This window comes from Paraburkholderia rhynchosiae (assembly GCF_002879865.1).
Lineage (GTDB): Bacteria > Pseudomonadota > Gammaproteobacteria > Burkholderiales > Burkholderiaceae > Paraburkholderia > Paraburkholderia rhynchosiae.
Window position 1 is genome coordinate 58,702 of sequence record NZ_PNXY01000021.1, and the last position, 16,179, is coordinate 74,880.

11 protein-coding genes, 1 tRNA gene and 1 pseudogene are annotated in these 16,179 nt (G+C 60.1%); 7 read left to right on the forward strand and 6 right to left on the reverse strand.

Annotation, left to right across the window (positions count from 1 at the left end):
- Positions 1–329: 329 nt before the first annotated feature.
- The 6 genes from tig to C0Z16_RS25395 all read left to right on the forward strand — a co-directional run bounded on the left by tig (position 330) and on the right by C0Z16_RS25395 (position 7,369).
- Positions 330–1,676 (forward strand): trigger factor, encoded by a 1,347-nt coding sequence (tig, locus tag C0Z16_RS25370; RefSeq protein ID WP_102634818.1) that lies wholly within the window; start codon positions 330–332, stop codon positions 1,674–1,676.
- Positions 1,677–1,876: 200 nt separating this feature from the next.
- Positions 1,877–2,530, forward strand: coding sequence for an ATP-dependent Clp endopeptidase proteolytic subunit ClpP (gene clpP / locus C0Z16_RS25375; RefSeq protein WP_006048927.1), 654 nt, complete (start codon positions 1,877–1,879; stop codon positions 2,528–2,530).
- Positions 2,531–2,710: 180 nt separating this feature from the next.
- Positions 2,711–3,982: an ATP-dependent Clp protease ATP-binding subunit ClpX gene (gene clpX / locus C0Z16_RS25380; RefSeq protein ID WP_020065906.1), complete on the forward strand. Its 1,272-nt coding sequence runs from the start codon at positions 2,711–2,713 to the stop codon at positions 3,980–3,982.
- Between the two features lie 199 nt (positions 3,983–4,181).
- Positions 4,182–6,605, forward strand: coding sequence for an endopeptidase La (lon, locus tag C0Z16_RS25385; RefSeq protein WP_102634819.1), 2,424 nt, complete (start codon positions 4,182–4,184; stop codon positions 6,603–6,605).
- Between the two features lie 305 nt (positions 6,606–6,910).
- The gene (locus tag C0Z16_RS25390; RefSeq protein ID WP_279635076.1) at positions 6,911–7,216 is read left to right on the forward strand and encodes an HU family DNA-binding protein; all 306 of its coding nucleotides are present in this window, start codon (positions 6,911–6,913) and stop codon (positions 7,214–7,216) included.
- 77 nt (positions 7,217–7,293) lie between these two features.
- Positions 7,294–7,369: transfer RNA gene (locus C0Z16_RS25395), tRNA-Val, on the forward strand.
- 381 nt (positions 7,370–7,750) lie between these two features.
- Here C0Z16_RS25395 and C0Z16_RS38975 read toward each other — a convergent pair.
- The 6 genes and pseudogenes from C0Z16_RS38975 to C0Z16_RS25425 form a co-directional block, all read right to left on the reverse strand.
- A pseudogene (locus C0Z16_RS38975) lies at positions 7,751–7,897 on the reverse strand (alpha/beta hydrolase); the annotation flags it as partial.
- 23 nt (positions 7,898–7,920) lie between these two features.
- Positions 7,921–8,415: a MarR family winged helix-turn-helix transcriptional regulator gene (locus C0Z16_RS25405; RefSeq protein WP_102634821.1), complete on the reverse strand. Its 495-nt coding sequence runs from the start codon at positions 8,413–8,415 to the stop codon at positions 7,921–7,923.
- A gap of 82 nt (positions 8,416–8,497) precedes the next feature.
- Positions 8,498–9,304 carry an oxidoreductase gene (locus tag C0Z16_RS25410; protein WP_102634822.1) on the reverse strand — a complete coding sequence of 269 codons (807 nt, stop codon included), beginning with the start codon at positions 9,302–9,304 and terminating at the stop codon, positions 8,498–8,500.
- A gap of 122 nt (positions 9,305–9,426) precedes the next feature.
- On the reverse strand, positions 9,427–12,564 hold the full coding sequence (locus tag C0Z16_RS25415) for an efflux RND transporter permease subunit (RefSeq protein WP_102634823.1): 3,138 nt from the start codon (positions 12,562–12,564) through the stop codon (positions 9,427–9,429).
- Positions 12,561–13,724, reverse strand: a complete 1,164-nt coding sequence (locus tag C0Z16_RS25420; protein ID WP_102634824.1) for an efflux RND transporter periplasmic adaptor subunit — start codon at positions 13,722–13,724, stop codon at positions 12,561–12,563. The genes C0Z16_RS25415 and C0Z16_RS25420 overlap by 4 nt, the downstream gene beginning before the upstream one ends.
- Positions 13,725–13,812: 88 nt before the next feature.
- A complete protein-coding gene (locus tag C0Z16_RS25425) occupies positions 13,813–14,430 on the reverse strand; it encodes a TetR/AcrR family transcriptional regulator (RefSeq protein WP_102634825.1) in 618 nt (205 codons plus the stop codon).
- Positions 14,431–14,523: 93 nt separating this feature from the next.
- Here C0Z16_RS25425 and C0Z16_RS25430 point away from each other — a divergent pair, with 93 nt between their 5' ends.
- Positions 14,524–15,984, forward strand: a complete 1,461-nt coding sequence (locus tag C0Z16_RS25430; RefSeq protein WP_102634826.1) for an efflux transporter outer membrane subunit — start codon at positions 14,524–14,526, stop codon at positions 15,982–15,984.
- Positions 15,985–16,179: the final 195 nt, after the last annotated feature.

Sequence of the window (16,179 nt, forward strand, 5' to 3'; positions counted from 1 at the left end):
ATGGGCGCGCCGACTGAATATGTCGAAAGGCATAGACGGAATCTCCGTGCATTGCGACGGGTAGCGCGACGCCGGGCCGGTCCTCGCGCTGCGGCATCGTCGGCGAAGCGCGAAATCACCTCAAAAAGAGACAGGAAAGGGCTGCGAATGCCGGGAAAAATGCGCGCAACTATCGAATCCCGGTTAGGCGCGCAAATAGTTTGCTAAAATATTCGGCTCTTTGGACCCAACCGTGCTGCCGGCGGCCTGCAAGCCCGCGGCGCAGGCGCGCAAGCGCGGCACGAGAAGATAACTGAATTCGCTCGAATAATTTTAGGACGATTGAAGCCATGGCTAACGTTGTTGAAAACCTCGGCAAGCTCGAACGCCGCGTAACGATTTCCCTGCCGAAAGACACCGTGCAGAAGGAAGTGGATTCGCGTATCCGCCAACTCGCGAAGAACGTGCGCATGCCGGGTTTCCGCCCGGGCAAGGTGCCGCTCAAGATGGTGACGCAACAGTATTCGGGCCAGGTGGAAGCTGAAGTGCTGAGCGACAAGGTCGGCAAGGAATTCTTCGACATCAGCCGCGCTGAAAATCTGCGCGTAGCCGGCCAGCCGAGCTTTGCGCCGAAGACCGACGCCGTTGAAGGCGATTACGCGTTCGACGCGACCTTCGAGGTCTACCCGGAAGTGAAGCTGGGCGACGTCGCCACGGCTGAAATCGAACGCACCACGACCACCATCAGCGAGGCGGAAATCGACCGCACGCTGGAGATTCTGCGCAAGCAGCGTGTGCATTTCCACGCTCGCGGCGAAGCGGGCGAGCACGGCGACGGCGGCGGTGACACGGCGGCGAAGGAAGGCGATCGCGTGACGGTCGACTTCGTCGGCAAGATCGACGGTGAAGTGTTCGAGGGCGGCAGCGCCGAAGACTTCGCGTTCGTGCTGGGCGAAGGCCGCATGCTGCCGGAATTCGAAAAAGCAGCCTCGGGGCTGAAGGTTGGCGAATCGAAGGAATTCGATCTGGCATTCCCGGCCGACTACCACGGCAAGGACGTGGCAGGCAAGACGGCGCAATTCACGATCACCATGAAGAAGATCGAGTGGCCGCATCTGCCGGAAATCGACGCGGAATTCGCAAAGTCGCTGGGCATTGAAGACGGCGATCTGACCAAAATGCGCGCCGAGATCAAAGACAATCTGGAGCGCGAAGCCAAGCGCCGCACGCAAGCCATCGTCAAGAATCAGGTGATGGACGCGCTGCTGAAGATTTCGGAACTCGACGTGCCGAACGCGCTGATCGAACAGGACCAGGAGCGCCTCGTCGCAATGGCTCGCCAGGATCTGGAACAGCGTGGCGTGCCGAACGCGAAGGACGCGCCGATCCCGGCCGCCATGTTCAAGGAACAGGCCGAGCGCCGCGTCAAGCTGGGCCTCGTGCTGGCCGAGCTGGTGAAGGCGAACGACCTGCAGGCCAAGCCGGAGCAGATCCGCGCCGAGGTCGACGAGTTCGCGAAAAGCTATGAAGACCCGAAGGAAGTCGTCCGCTGGTATTATTCGAACCAGCAACGCCTTGCTGAAATGGAAGCATACGTCGTTGAAGCCAACGTCGTCGAATTCGTGCTGAGCAAGGCCAAGGTGACGGACAAGGAAGTGAGCTTCGAAGAACTGGCAAGCGCAACAGCGCAAGCGTAAGCGTCGCTGCAACGGCGTGCCGGCTGTCGGAGCGACGGCCCGCACGCCGTTTTTTTGTGCCGCTTTTTGCTGTCAATGCGCGTGCGTTTTGCATCATCTGGCGCGCGCCTTCGCACCAATCGCGCACTTGAATACGGGTTGGTCGACCACACCTGTCTAGCATCTGATATTTAGAATATTTCCAGACAAGGATCCATTGCATGACCTTTCGCGCCCAAATGCTGGACACGTTGACCTCCCAGTCGTCCCGGGATCTCGAAGCGCAGGCGCTCGGACTGGTGCCGATCGTCGTGGAAACGAGCGGCCGGGGCGAGCGCTCGTATGACATCTACTCGCGTCTGCTGAAGGAACGCATTGTGTTCCTGGTCGGCGAGGTGAACGATCAGACGGCCAATCTCGTGGTCGCGCAAATGCTGTTTCTCGAAAGCGAGAACCCGGACAAAGATATCTATTTCTACATCAACAGCCCGGGCGGCTCGGTGTCGGCCGGCATGGCGATCTACGATACGATGCAGTTCATCAAGCCGGACGTCTCAACGCTGTGCATGGGGCTGGCGGCGAGCATGGGCGCGTTCCTGCTGGCAGCGGGCGCCAAGGGCAAGCGCTTCGCGCTGCCGAACTCGCGTGTGATGATCCACCAGCCGTTGGGCGGCGCGCGCGGTCAGGCGTCGGACATCGAAATCCAGGCGCGCGAAATCCTGTATTTGAAGGAGCGGCTGAATCATCTGCTCGCGCACCACACCGGCCAACCCGTCGAGCGCATTGCCCGCGACACCGACCGTGACAATTTCATGTCCGGCGACGACGCGCAAGCCTACGGTCTGGTCGATCAGGTAGCCCACAAACGTCCGTGAGCGGGTACGGGTTTGCGCTAAATCGGGGCAAATCCGGCATCTGATCGCTTGTGAAATAATCAAGACTCGTCCGAGCGCCTGCGGCAAACGCCGTCACCTTGCTCAGCCCAGCCGCGCCCAACTGCGAGGCTATGGCAAACGGCGTATCATGTAATCGAGTGTCCGGAGGCTCACACATCTATGGCGGACAAGAAAGGTTCTAACAGCGAAAAGCTGTTGTATTGCTCGTTTTGCGGCAAGAGCCAGCATGAAGTCAAAAAACTGATTGCCGGCCCGTCGGTGTTCATCTGTGATGAATGTATCGACCTGTGCAACGAAATCATTCGCGACGAAGCAGCAGGCGCGGGTATCGAGGCGGGCTTGTCCAAGTCCGACCTGCCGAGTCCGCAGGAAATCCGTGAAATCCTGGATCAGTATGTGATCGGTCAGGAACGCGCGAAGAAAATTCTCGCGGTCGCGGTTTACAACCACTACAAGCGCCTGAAGCATCTCGACAAGAAGGATGAGATCGAGCTGTCCAAGAGCAACATCCTGCTGATCGGCCCGACCGGTTCGGGCAAGACCTTGCTTGCGCAAACGCTCGCGCGTCTTCTGAACGTCCCCTTCGTCATTGCCGATGCAACCACGCTCACTGAGGCGGGTTACGTGGGTGAAGACGTCGAGAACATCATCCAGAAGCTGCTGCAAAACTGCAATTACGAAGTGGACAAGGCCCAACGGGGCATTGTCTATATCGACGAAATCGACAAGATCAGCCGCAAGTCCGATAACCCGTCCATTACCCGCGACGTGTCGGGCGAGGGCGTGCAGCAGGCCTTGCTCAAGCTGGTTGAAGGCACGATGGCGTCGGTGCCGCCGCAGGGCGGCCGCAAGCATCCGAATCAGGACTTCATCCAGGTCGACACCACCAACATTCTGTTCATTTGCGGTGGCGCGTTCGACGGCCTCGAAAAAGTCATCGTCGATCGTACTGAAAAGACCGGCATCGGCTTTGGCGCCAGCGTGAAGAGCAAGCAGGACCGCGACGCCGGCGAAGTGCTGCGTGAGGTGGAGCCGGAAGATCTGATCAAGTTCGGCCTGATTCCGGAACTGATCGGCCGTCTCCCGGTGGTTGCCACGCTCGGCAAGCTCGACGAAACGGCGCTGATGAAAATCCTCGTCGAACCGAAGAATGCGCTGGTGAAGCAGTACCACAAGCTGTTCAACATGGAACGCGTCGAGCTCGAAATTCGCCCGGCTGCGTTGCAGGCCGTGGCGCGGAAGGCGATCCGTCGCAAGACGGGCGCGCGCGGGCTGCGCTCCATTCTGGAACAGGCGTTGCTGGACGTCATGTACGATCTGCCGCAAATGAAAGGTGTCAGCAAGGTCATCATTGACGACAACGTTATCGACGGCGACGGCAAGCCCTTACTGATCTACGAAGACGCGCCCAAAGTCGCGGGTTCGAACTGATCGGCTTTCGGGTACCGCAAAAGGCCGTTCATGGCGACGTGAACGGCTTTTTCGTTTATCGTGTGGTCAGAATGTTTGTTTTCACTATGGAGTCACTGAACCTTCGGAGTCACTGAACTTTTCCCACACGCGGAGGCTTGCAATATTTTCTGCCGGCCTCACCTATCGAACGAACTGATTCCACTCATGGGGAAATGAAATGTCAGGAACCCAACTCCTCCCGCCGGAACGCATTACGCTCCCGCTGCTCCCGCTGCGTGACGTAGTCGTTTTCCCGCACATGGTGATTCCGCTCTTCGTAGGCCGCCCGAAGTCGATCAAGGCTCTCGAAGCAGCGATGGAAGGCGGCAAGCACATCATGCTCGTCGCCCAGAAAACGGCTGCGAAAGATGAGCCGACCGAAAAGGACATGTACGAAGTAGGGTGTGTTGCCAACATCCTGCAAATGCTGAAGTTGCCCGATGGCACCGTGAAGGTGCTCGTCGAGGGTTTGCAGCGCGCGAAAACGCTTTCCATCGAAGAACAGGAAACGCAGTTCTCGTGCGAAGTCATGCCGCTCGAACCCGACCACGCCGACAGCGCTGAAACCGAAGCGCTGCGCCGCGCGATCGTGTCGCAGTTCGACCAGTATGTGAAGCTGAACAAGAAGATTCCGCCGGAGATCCTGACGTCGCTGTCGGGTATCGACGAAGCCGGGCGTCTGGCCGATACGATCGCGGCACATCTGCCGCTCAAGCTCGACCAGAAGCAGCACATTCTGGAAATGTTCCCGGTCATCGAGCGACTCGAGCATCTGCTCGCGCAACTCGAAGCCGAGATCGACATCCTGCAGGTTGAAAAGCGCATCCGTGGACGTGTGAAGCGCCAGATGGAGAAGAGCCAGCGCGAGTACTACCTGAACGAACAGGTCAAGGCGATCCAGAAGGAACTCGGCGAAGGGGAAGAAGGTGCGGACCTCGAAGAACTCGAGAAGCGCATCACCGCTGCGCGCATGCCGAAGGAAGCTAAGAAGAAGGCCGACGCCGAGCTGAAGAAGCTCAAGCTGATGTCGCCGATGTCGGCGGAAGCGACGGTCGTGCGCAACTATATCGACACGCTGATCGGCTTGCCGTGGCGCAAGAAGAGCAAGGTCAACAACGACCTCTCGAATGCGGAACGCGTGCTCGACGAAGACCACTTCGGTCTCGAGAAGGTGAAGGAACGCATTCTCGAGTATCTCGCGGTCCAGCAACGTGTCGACAAGGTGAAAGCGCCGATCCTGTGCCTCGTTGGGCCTCCGGGTGTCGGTAAGACGTCGCTTGGTCAGTCGATCGCTCGCGCGACGAACCGCAAGTTCGTGCGTATGGCGCTCGGTGGCGTGCGCGACGAAGCCGAGATTCGCGGTCACCGTCGTACATATATTGGTTCGATGCCCGGCAAGATTCTGCAAAGCCTGACCAAGGTCGGCGTGCGCAATCCGCTCTTCCTGCTCGACGAAGTCGACAAGATGGGCCAGGATTTCCGCGGCGATCCGTCGTCGGCATTGCTGGAAGTGCTCGACCCGGAACAGAACCATACGTTCGCCGATCACTACGTCGAAGTAGACTTCGATCTGTCGGACGTGATGTTCGTGGCGACGTCGAACTCGCTGAACATTCCGCCGCCGTTGCTCGACCGGATGGAAGTAATTCGTCTGTCGGGTTACACGGAAGACGAGAAGGTCAGCATCGCGCAACGTTATCTTTTGCCCAAGCAGAAGAAGAACAACGGCCTCAAGGATGGCGAGGTCGATGTGACGGAAACTGCGATCCGCGACATCATTCGTTACTACACGCGTGAAGCGGGCGTGCGTTCGCTCGAGCGTGAAATCTCGAAAATCTGCCGCAAGGTCGTGAAGATGCTTCTGCTGAAGAAGGCCGAAGGCGCGGTGAAGGTCGACGGCAGCAATCTCGACACGTTCCTCGGCGTGCGCAAGTACGACTTCGGTCTGGCCGCGAAGGAGAATCAGGTTGGCCAGGTCACGGGTCTCGCGTGGACGGAAGTGGGCGGCGATCTGCTGACCATCGAAGCCGCCGTGATGCCGGGCAAGGGCAATGTGATCCGCACAGGTTCGCTCGGCGACGTCATGAAGGAATCCGTCGAAGCAGCGCGCTCGGTGGTCCGCTCGCGTTCACGTCGTCTGGGTGTCAAGGACGAAGCGTTCGAGAAGCAGGACATTCACATCCACGTACCGGAAGGCGCTACGCCGAAAGATGGTCCTTCGGCCGGTATCGCGATGACGACCGCGCTCGTATCGGTGCTGACCGGTATTCCCGTGCGGGCCAATGTTGCGATGACGGGCGAAATCACGCTGCGTGGCGAAGTGCTGCCGATCGGCGGCTTGAAGGAAAAGCTGCTGGCGGCGCACCGCGGCGGCATCAAGCTGGTGCTGATCCCGGAAGAAAACGTCAAGGACTTGACGGAAATTCCGGACAACGTGAAGAACGCGATCGAAATCGTGCCGGTCCGCTGGATCGACAAGGTGCTCGAATTGGCGCTCGAACGTGTGCCGTCGCCGTTGCCGGAAGAAGAGGCAAAGCCTGCCGCGCCAGTAGCGGCTGAGCCGGGCAAGGACTCGGCTGCGACGGAAGTCGTAAAGCACTAAGCCCTTTAGCGAAACCTTTCGCTGCACGAGAACCCGCGGTCTCAACGGCCGCGGGTTTTTTATTGCCGTGCGAATAAGAACGACGCTTCCAGCGAAGCACATTCCCGTCATTTGAGCAGAGAACTGACGCGGCAGATAACTGGTTGTGCCCGCATCGAACGGCGCAACATTCGCCAAATAAATCCCCCCGGTCAGAATCCGCCAAAATCAGGCTCAATCCCGGTTGACACGGGGGTTTCGGCCAATTCTAATGACTCGGCTCGGCGTTGCCGCCGGCTAGACGATGTCAGGCGCTGCAGAGCGCCGTGTCTGTTGCTAAAACATTCTCGGGGGTAGGGATGAACAAGACGGAATTGATTGACCACATTGCGCAGCAAGCGGACATTTCAAAGGCAGCGGCCGGCCGCGCGCTCGACGCAGTGATCGGCGGTGTAAAAGGCACGTTGAAGAAGGGCGGCTCCGTGACGTTGGTCGGTTTTGGCACGTTTGTCGTCGGCAAGCGCACGGCTCGCACCGGACGCAATCCGCGCACCGGCGACGCGATCAAAATCAAGGCGGCCACGGTGCCTAAATTTAGGCCTGGCAAAGCGTTAAAGGATGCGCTAAACTAATTGGCTTGTTGCTTGAGAGGTGCCGCTTAGTTCGGTCCTGCAGGCAGCAAAGCAGAAGCATGAAGAGTCTGCGAAACGGGTGCTTAGCTCAGTTGGTAGAGCGGCGCCCTTACAAGGCGTAGGTCGGGAGTTCGAGCCTCTCAGCACCCACCAGTTTCGTGATTCACAGTTGTCCAGCACAGTCTGAAAAAGTAGGTTGCAGTCCATGAAACCCGCACAGCTATTGGCTTTGCGGGTTTTTTGTTGGCGGCGGGCGGTCCAGAAACATCCGCGGTCGGCTGTTAGAACCCCCTCTTTTATCGTTGTATTTTCCAGGCTAGGAACGCACTAGGCACGAAGGCCACCTTCGCCTATTCGCGCGATGCGCAATTTGCAGGCCATTACGCCATGTGTTTGTGGTCCTCAAAAAGCCGTTTGAGCTTTTCGTGCATTCCTTTGGCCGAAGCCGCCTTGGTCGCGAATGGCACACTCACCCTGCGCACTTTGAACAGGCGATGCATATCGCACTATTGGACATGCCCCTAGGCCCGAACCTTATGCGAGCGCACGCTCGTTGAAGCGCCACTGAAAAAAGTGAACCGCTTCGGCCAACGCAGCGTCATGGTTCGCCAGCATCGCGTGCCAGGCACCAGGATAGCGGACGACCTGCGTCTGCGCTCCGGCATCGATTAGATCGCCTGCGACGCCGCTATGTCGTGGCCGTATCAATCAAGTCCCGCATCTTTCGGTTCGTTATGCTGATTAAGATTTCGAATCGCAATAAAAAGCTCACGCATTGAATCGAGATCTATCTGGCTTACGAATGCAGACATGTCCCCGTACGCCTGGGACCAAGGGACGATCGAGGAAGCGAGAACTTTGCATCCTTCTGCCGTTACGACAAGTTGGCGCTTCCGTCTATCTGCATCGTGAGCGATTATCGACACCAGTCTGCGGCGCAACAATGGCGCCAGATTGGACGAGAGATTCGAGCGGTCCATTGCGAGTTCGGCTGCCATCTCGCCGAAGACCAGCGGTTGCCGTTGATGCAGCAACGCGAGCATACAGAACTGCGACGCGGTAACGTCGGTATGTCGCAGTGCTTCGTTGAAATGAGCCGCGAAAGCGCGCATCGCCCGCTGGGCGAAAAAATGGTTCAGCGTTAGCGCGGAGATTTCTCCAATGGCTGTGATCGGCGGCTCAGCGTCATTGCTTTCCATGTCGGTGTTTTCTGTGCTTATTGGCTCACTTTGGCAGACCTGGCAACCGCGTCGGTGATTGGCAGGCGTCCCGGCAAGACTTTCACGTAAGTCCAAGCGTTTTCCTCAGGCTTGTATCCACGGGACGAGCGGGCATGAAGCGGCGCAACTTGCTCAATAGCGATGCCTGTCCTGCCGGAGTGCGACGCATGCGCCAGGCGCCAAGCGCGGCTTCCACGATCGTGTTCGCCACGCCATCGGGCTCAGGAGCGCCGTTGATATTGTCGGACACGGCGCGCGATACGACGTCGCGTTCGCGGTCATAGTCTCTGATCGTTGAGCTTGCCAGAGGCGAATTGGCTTCCAGATTGGTCCTGGTGTAAGCGGGTTCAACCAGCGTCACGCGGATGCCGAACTGGCGCACCTCGTGGTCCAGAGTCTCGGACAGTCCCTCCACCGCATGCTTGGACGCCGAATAGAGCCCCATGTACGGCGCAGGCAGAAAGCCGAGCACGGAACTGACATTGACGATTCTCCCGAGACGTTGCGCTCGCATGTGTGGCAGTACTACCTGTATCAGGCGCAGTGTGCCGAATACGTTTGTTTCGAACAGGGACGCGGCTTCACTGATCGCTGTTTCCTCGATCGCGCCGATCATGTTCGTTCCCGCGTTGTTGACGAGTACGTCGATGCGCCCGCTGTGGGCGATGATGGACTGGATTCCAAGTCGCACGGAAGCGTCGTCGCGAATATCCATCTCTACCAGATCGACACCGGATAACGGAGCCGTATTGGCGATACTGCGCACCGTGCCGAATACCGTACACCCGCGCCGCGCAAACTTCTCCGCGGCGGCGCGTCCGATGCCCGATGACACGCCGGTAATAACCACAACGGTCGAATTAGTCATAGCAGTTCATTTAGTAGTGTTGGATAGAGATAGCGAGCGGATCAACGGCCCGATTGGTTGTGCAAGGACGCTTGAACCGTCCACGTGCGAGAAGGGCGCGGCGCAACGCGCCGCCCGACCTGCTACTGGTCGCGCAGACTGAGATCGACCTGCCTCGATGATTCATGTTCATCCCGGTTTTCCGCCGCGAATCGGCTGCCGCTGTCGGGCCTGATCTTGAACCAGATGCAATACATGGCCGGCAGGAACACCAGGGTCAAAACCGTTCCGGCGAAGGTGCCGCCAATCAGTGTGTAAGCAAGCGTTCCCCAGAACACTGAATGCGTCAGCGGAATAAAGGCCAGGATCGCGGCCAACGCAGTCAGGATCACGGGCCGTGCACGCTGCACGGTTGCCTCGACGACTGCATGGAACGGATGCAAGCCCGCCTGTTCGTTGTGGTGAATCTGCCCGATCAATATCAGCGTGTTGCGCATCAGGATTCCGGACAGCGCAATCAGACCCACCAGCGCATTGATGCCGAACGGCTGCCGGAACAGAAGCAGGGTTGGCACGACGCCGATCAGCCCCAGCGGACTGGTCAGGAAGACCATCACCATCGCCGAGATAGAGCGCACTTGCAGGATGATGATGAGCAGGGTGATTGCCAGCATGATCGGGAATAGCGGCAACATCGCCTTCGTCGCCTTGCCGGATTCCTCGATGGAGCCTGCCTGCTCGATGCGGTAGCCGCCCGGCAGCTTGTCGATGATCGGCTGAAGCTGCTTGCTGATCGCCGTCGATACATCTGGCGGCTGCAAGCCATCGGCGATGTCGCCCCGCACTGTGACCGTCGGCGTCCGGTCGCGCCGACGCATGATCGGTTCCTCCATGCGTACCTCGACCTTGCCGACCTGTGACAGCGGGATGCGTTGCCCGTTGGCGCCAGCCAGCGTGAAGTCGCCGATCCTGGCCGTGTTGAGCCGGATGTCGCCGGCCGAACGCGCGACGACCTGCACACTGCGAATGTCTTCGCGCACGGCGGTGACAGGCACGCCGCTCAGCAGGAATTGCAGTTGCTGCGCCACGGCGCTGGAGCTCAGTCCCAGTGCCTGCAATCGGTCCTGCTGCAACGTGAAGTGCAGCGTAGGTGTGCGCGTGCCCCAGTCGGTGTTGACCGTGCGCATCATCGGACTCACATCCATGACTTGCTGCACGTCAGCGGCGATCTTGCGCAGTTTGTCGGGGTCGGGGCCAGTGACCCGGTAGGCAACCGGGAACGGCGAGTACGGGCCGAATACGAGCTGGGTGACGCGCACGCGCGCCTCAGGGGCGAGGCCGCCGGCGATCGCCTGACGCAGCCGCTGTTCCAGTGCATCGCGCTGATCCTGGCTGTCCGTGCGAACCACGATCTTGGCAAACGACGGATCGGGCAGTTCGGGTCCCATCGCCAGGTAGAAGCGCGGCGCGCCCTGGCCGACGTAAGCTGTAACGATCCTGGCTTCCTGTTGTTTGGCAAGCCATGCTTCCACCTTGGCCGTGGCGGCACTGGTTTCATTGATTGACGTGCCATAGGGCATCTGCACTTCAACCAGCACTTCGGGGCGGTCGGAGATCGGGAAGAACTGTTTCTTGACCACGCCCATGCCGAGCACAGCGATCACGAAGAGACCGACCACCGAACCGGCGACCAGCCATTTGCGCGTGATGACTCGCTCCAGCACCTGACGGAAGCGGTTGTAGCGCGGCGTGTCGTAGAGCGCGTCATGACCGCCATCAACCTTCTTGAGCGCGGGCAGCAGCTTGACGCCCAGATAGGGCGTAAAAACCACGGCGACCACCCAGGATGCAATGAGTGCGATGCCGACGATCCAGAACATGTTGCTCGTGTATTCGCCCGCGGTGGATCGGGCGAAGCCATTCGGCATGAAGCCGACGGCCGTGACAAGCGTGCCGGCGAGCATCGGCGCTGCCGTATGGCTCCAGGCATAGGCGGAGGCAGCGATACGGCTGTAGCCTTCTTCCATCTTAACGACCATCATTTCGATCGCAATGATGGCGTCGTCGACCAGAAGGCCCAGCGCCAGGATCAGGGAACCCAGTGTGATACGGTCGAAGTTCTTCCCGGTCGCGGCCATCACAATGAACACTGCCGCGAGTGTCAGCGGCACAGCCGCAGCGACCACGACGCCCACGCGCCAGCCCATGCTCACGAAGCACACGAGCATGACCACGAGAAGAGCGGCGAAGAACTTGACCATGAACTCATCGACGGCGGAGTGGATGTTGACGGCCTGGTCCGTGACCTTGGTCAGGCCCATGCCCAACGGCAATCCGGCGTTGATTGCGCCGACCTCGCTGTCCAGTGCTTTGCCCAGGTCGAGCCCGTTCCAGCCGTCACGCATGACGATGCCGAGCAGCAGCGCAGGTTCGCCGCCGTTACGGACCATGAAGGTAGCCGGATCTTCATAGCCCCGTGTCACGGTGGCGATGTCCGACAGCTTCAACGTACGGCCCTGCGTCACGACTGGCGTGTCGCGGATTTTCTGAATTTCGTCGAAAGCGCCGTCGAGGCGAATGAACACCTCTGGTCCCTTCGTTTCTATGGAACCCGCGGGCGTCAGCGCATTCTGACCATTGAGCGCGCTGAATATGTCTTGCGGGCTGACGCCCAGTGTTGCCAGGCGATCATGGGAGAACTCAACGTAGATCCGTTCGGACTGCTCGCCAATGATATTGACCTTCTTCACGCCCGGCACTTGCAGCAGCCGCTGGCGTAGCGTCTCCGCGTCGCGCACCAGCAAGCGCTGTGGTTCGCCCTTGGCCTTGAGTGCAAACAAAGCGAACGTGACGTCCGCGTATTCGTCGTTGACCATCGGCCCGATCACACCGGATGGAAGATTGCCTGCCTCATCACCGACTTTCTTGCGGGCCTGGTAGAACTGCTCCTGCACTTCGGACGGTGGCGTGCTGTCGAGCAAGGTCAAAGTCGTGAAGGCGAGGCCAGGTCGTGTGTAGGTCTCAGTACGGTCGTACCAGCGCAATTCCTGCATGCGCTTCTCGAGCTTGTCGGCGACCTGGTCCTGCATTTCCTGGGCGGTGGCGCCGGGCCACGCGGTGATGATGGTCATCACCTTGACCGTGAAAGCTGGATCTTCCGCCCGGCCTAACTTGAAGAACGAAATGAGCCCGGCGAGAGAGATCAGGCAGATCAGGAACAGGGTGACCGAGCCCTCGCGTACGGCGAGCGCTGAGAGATTGAAACGGCGGCTTTCGCTCACGGATGGACTCCCGCAGTTGCAACAGTCGCAACAGTTGCGGCACTTGCGGCACTTGCGGCACTTGCGGCACTTGCGGCCGCCTGGCCCGCTATCCGGACCGGCTCGCCGTCGTGCAGCAGGTGTGCGCCGAGCGCGACGATCCGGTCGCCCCGTTCGAGCTGACCGGTGATCAGAGCGGCATCGTCATCCAGATGCTGAACTGCAACGCGCCGCCACGAAACCTTCGCTGGCTCCCCACTGATAACCCATACCCCTGGCCCCTTGCCGGCATCGAAGAGGGAGCCGATCGGCACCTGCAAGCCGCCTTGCGTCGATGCTGGTCCGGTCTGGATCTGGATCGTAACCGTGGTGCCCAACGGTGCGTTGGCCAGCTCCCCCTCTAACACATACCGCGCCTCGAACGTACGGGTCAGTCGATCCGCAGCATTCGAGAGTTGTCGGAGTTTGGCCGGAAGGCTAACGCCCTGTTTGCCGAAGAGCGTGGCTTGCCCAACCGAACCGACGGCAGGGCGTATCGTTTCCGGCAGTTCGATAACGGCCTCGCGACTTCCGGCGTGGGCGAGGCGCACCACGGTTTGTCCAGCGTTGACGACCTGGCCGGGTTCGGCCAGCGTTTCCACGACGACGCCGTCGCCATCGGCCACCAGCTCTGCGTAGCCGCTCGCATTGCGGGCAACGTCGGCCTGGGCTTCCGCCGCATTGAGCTGGGCTTTGGCTGCATCCGCTGCAGCCTTGATCTGGTCGTAGGCCGAGGCCGATATTGCACCGGTTCCGCGCAGATCGCGGTAACGGAGTTCGTCTTCCGCCGTCTGCTGGGCCCGCGCTCGCGCGGCGGCGACCGCCTCCTGTTGTGCATGTGCCGCGAGCTTCAGATCGACGGGATCGATCCGCATGAGCGGCTGCCCGCGTCTGACGGTTTGCCCGGTGTCCACGAGCCGCTCCAGCACCTTGCCGGCGACGCGAAACCCCAGGTCGCTCTGCACCCGGGCGGCTACGGTTCCCGTGAAGGTGCGTGAGGCAGGGATTGCTCCCTGAACGATGGCAGCGCGCACCAGCGGAGCCTCGGTGCGCGGATCGGAATGTGCTTTTTCGCCGCAAGCGACTAACGCAAACGGCAATGCACAGACGACTGTAGATGTAACGAGGCGACGCCGGAGCATGGAAGTCCCATTGACGAGGTAATCGGGACCCCCATTCTGGTACTTGTGACCAAATTAGTCAACAGTCACAATCGCCCGGAGCCATGCATTACGGGGACAAACTGCGGAGCACCAGCCCGGACAGCTTCGCCGGCGCCTCTTCGGTGTAATCGAAACTATGTTGCAGCAGCAGCGGGTGGAGGTAAGGGCGCATTACCAGGTAGATCGCCATCGCGGTTTCATCGAGGGGCGTTTTGCGCTCGAAGTCTCCGTTCTGCCGGCCCTCCTGCAAGATGTCATGAAGCAGCTTCTGGATGCGTTCCTCATAGGCGTGGGCCGCCTGCCAGTGCCCGATTGCGGCCGCGGCGGCGATTTCATGCAGCTTGCGTTCACTGAAGAACAGGCGAAGGCCTGCGTCGACGAGGGTTTTGAACATCCGCCGCAGCTTCTCAGGCGGCCGGTCGGCCGCGACCACGGCCGCTTTAACCTCGGCTTCGATCTCGCGCAGGCAGTTCGCGCAGATCATCTCGCCAATGGCTTGCTTGGACTCGAAGAACTTGTAGATGTAGGCCTTGGAAAAGCCGATAGCCTTGGCGAGGTCAGAGACGGTCGTCTTCTCGTAACCATAGCGGCTGAAGTGCTCGGTGGCAGCGGCAACGATCTGATCTCGCACCTCATGGTCGGCCGGGCCACGGGCCGAAACGGGATAGGTGATGACATTTTTCATGGGGTCCAGCTTACCGCCAGTCGGAAAATTGAACAACAAGTGACTAAACTATATTATAGTCACACCGACTTACTTCTCCCACGCTGGAACGCCATGCTGCCAAAACGCACCCTTGCCACGTTCATTGTTGCCGGCTTTTTAGCGGGCTGCGCTGTCGGGCCTGACTATGCCCGGCCGGACACGCCCATGCCGGACCGGTTTCTTGGCCAGGCGGCGGTAGATCAACGGCATGCCGCCTCCAGCGCAGATCTGCTTGCATGGTGGACGGGTTTCGGCGATCCGCAACTCACGCGGTTCGTCACGCTAGCCCTGCAGCAGAATCTGGATCTCGCGCAGGCGTCCGCTCGCGTCGTTCAGGCGCGAGCGGGACTTGGCGCGGCAAATGCCGCGTTGGCGCCGTCGGGCAGCGTCAGCGGCGAGGCGGCAAGAGCTTACCAATCCGTAGAAACGCCCTTGGGGCAAGTCTTGAATTCGAGGCCCGGTTTCGATCGCTATGGCAATGCTTATGAAGTGAATCTCGGCGCGAGCTGGGAAGTGGACGTATTCGGAAGTCTGCGCCGCGGACGAGAAGCGGCACTTGCCGAATATCAGGCCACAGAAGCAGGTGCGGTGGCGACGCGGTTGGCTGTGGCCGCTCAAACCGCCGACATCTATATCAGCATCCGTGGATTGCAGACTCGTCTCGACGTTGCCCGACGGCAGGTGCGCACGCAACAGGAACTGCTTTCAACCATCAACCTTCTGTATGGCAAAGGTTTGGCCGCCGAACTTCAGGTGAGACAGGCCGAAGGTGCGCTCGCCCAGGTTCGCGCGTCTGTTCCGGTCCTCGAGGCCGGTCTGGACGCGGCCATGAACGCGCTCGATGTGATGCTCGGCTCGACGCCGGGCACGCATCGGGACGAGCTAGCCGACGTGGGTGTGATTCCCGCCGCTCCGCAGATTGGAGCTACCGGGTCGCCGGGTGAACTACTTAGACGGCGGCCGGATCTGATTGCCGCCGAGCGCCGCCTTGCGGCATCGAATGCACGGATCGGCGTTGCCATCGCCGAGTATTACCCGAAGCTCTCTCTGAGTGGACTGATTGGCAGCGCGACGTCATTGTCTGGTGCCAATCTGTTCACCGGCGGTGCGAGTCAGGCTGCCGGCGTACTCGGTCTGCGCTGGCGTCTGTTCGATTTCGGCCGCATCAATGCGCAGATCGATGAGGCCAAGGGCCAGCGGGCAGAGATGCTGGCCGCCTACCGCCTGGCCGTGCTGCGGGCAACCGAGGACGTCGAGAACGCTTTTTCCGCCCTCATCAAGCGGGAGGAACAGGCGGCGGTGCTCGGCGGAGGAGTGGACTCGCTCAGCCGCGCACGAGGCGCTTCGTTTGCGGCCTATCAAAAAGGTGTCGTCAGTCTGATCGAAGTTCTGCAAGCTGACGAAAACCTCTTGCGTGCCTCCGATTCGCGAGCACAGGCTCAAACGGAATCAGCGCGCGCAGCGGTCGCTGCGTTTAAGGCACTCGGTGGTGGTTGGCAACCCGGTCAGTCCGATGCGGTTGCAACCAGGTAACGACAGTGCGGGCCAACGTCTTCGAAAGCGACTTGTGCGGCAAGTTGGTCCCTTGATCAAGTTCGACTAGTTGATCGTGATCGTAGATCTCGACGCCATCCTGCCTCGTGAAAAAAGGGCAGCCACTCTTTGATTGAACGGCGGGCGCCGCCGGCGGTCGAGGTCTGCTTCCAAAGTACAGCGGCTATTCAGTCC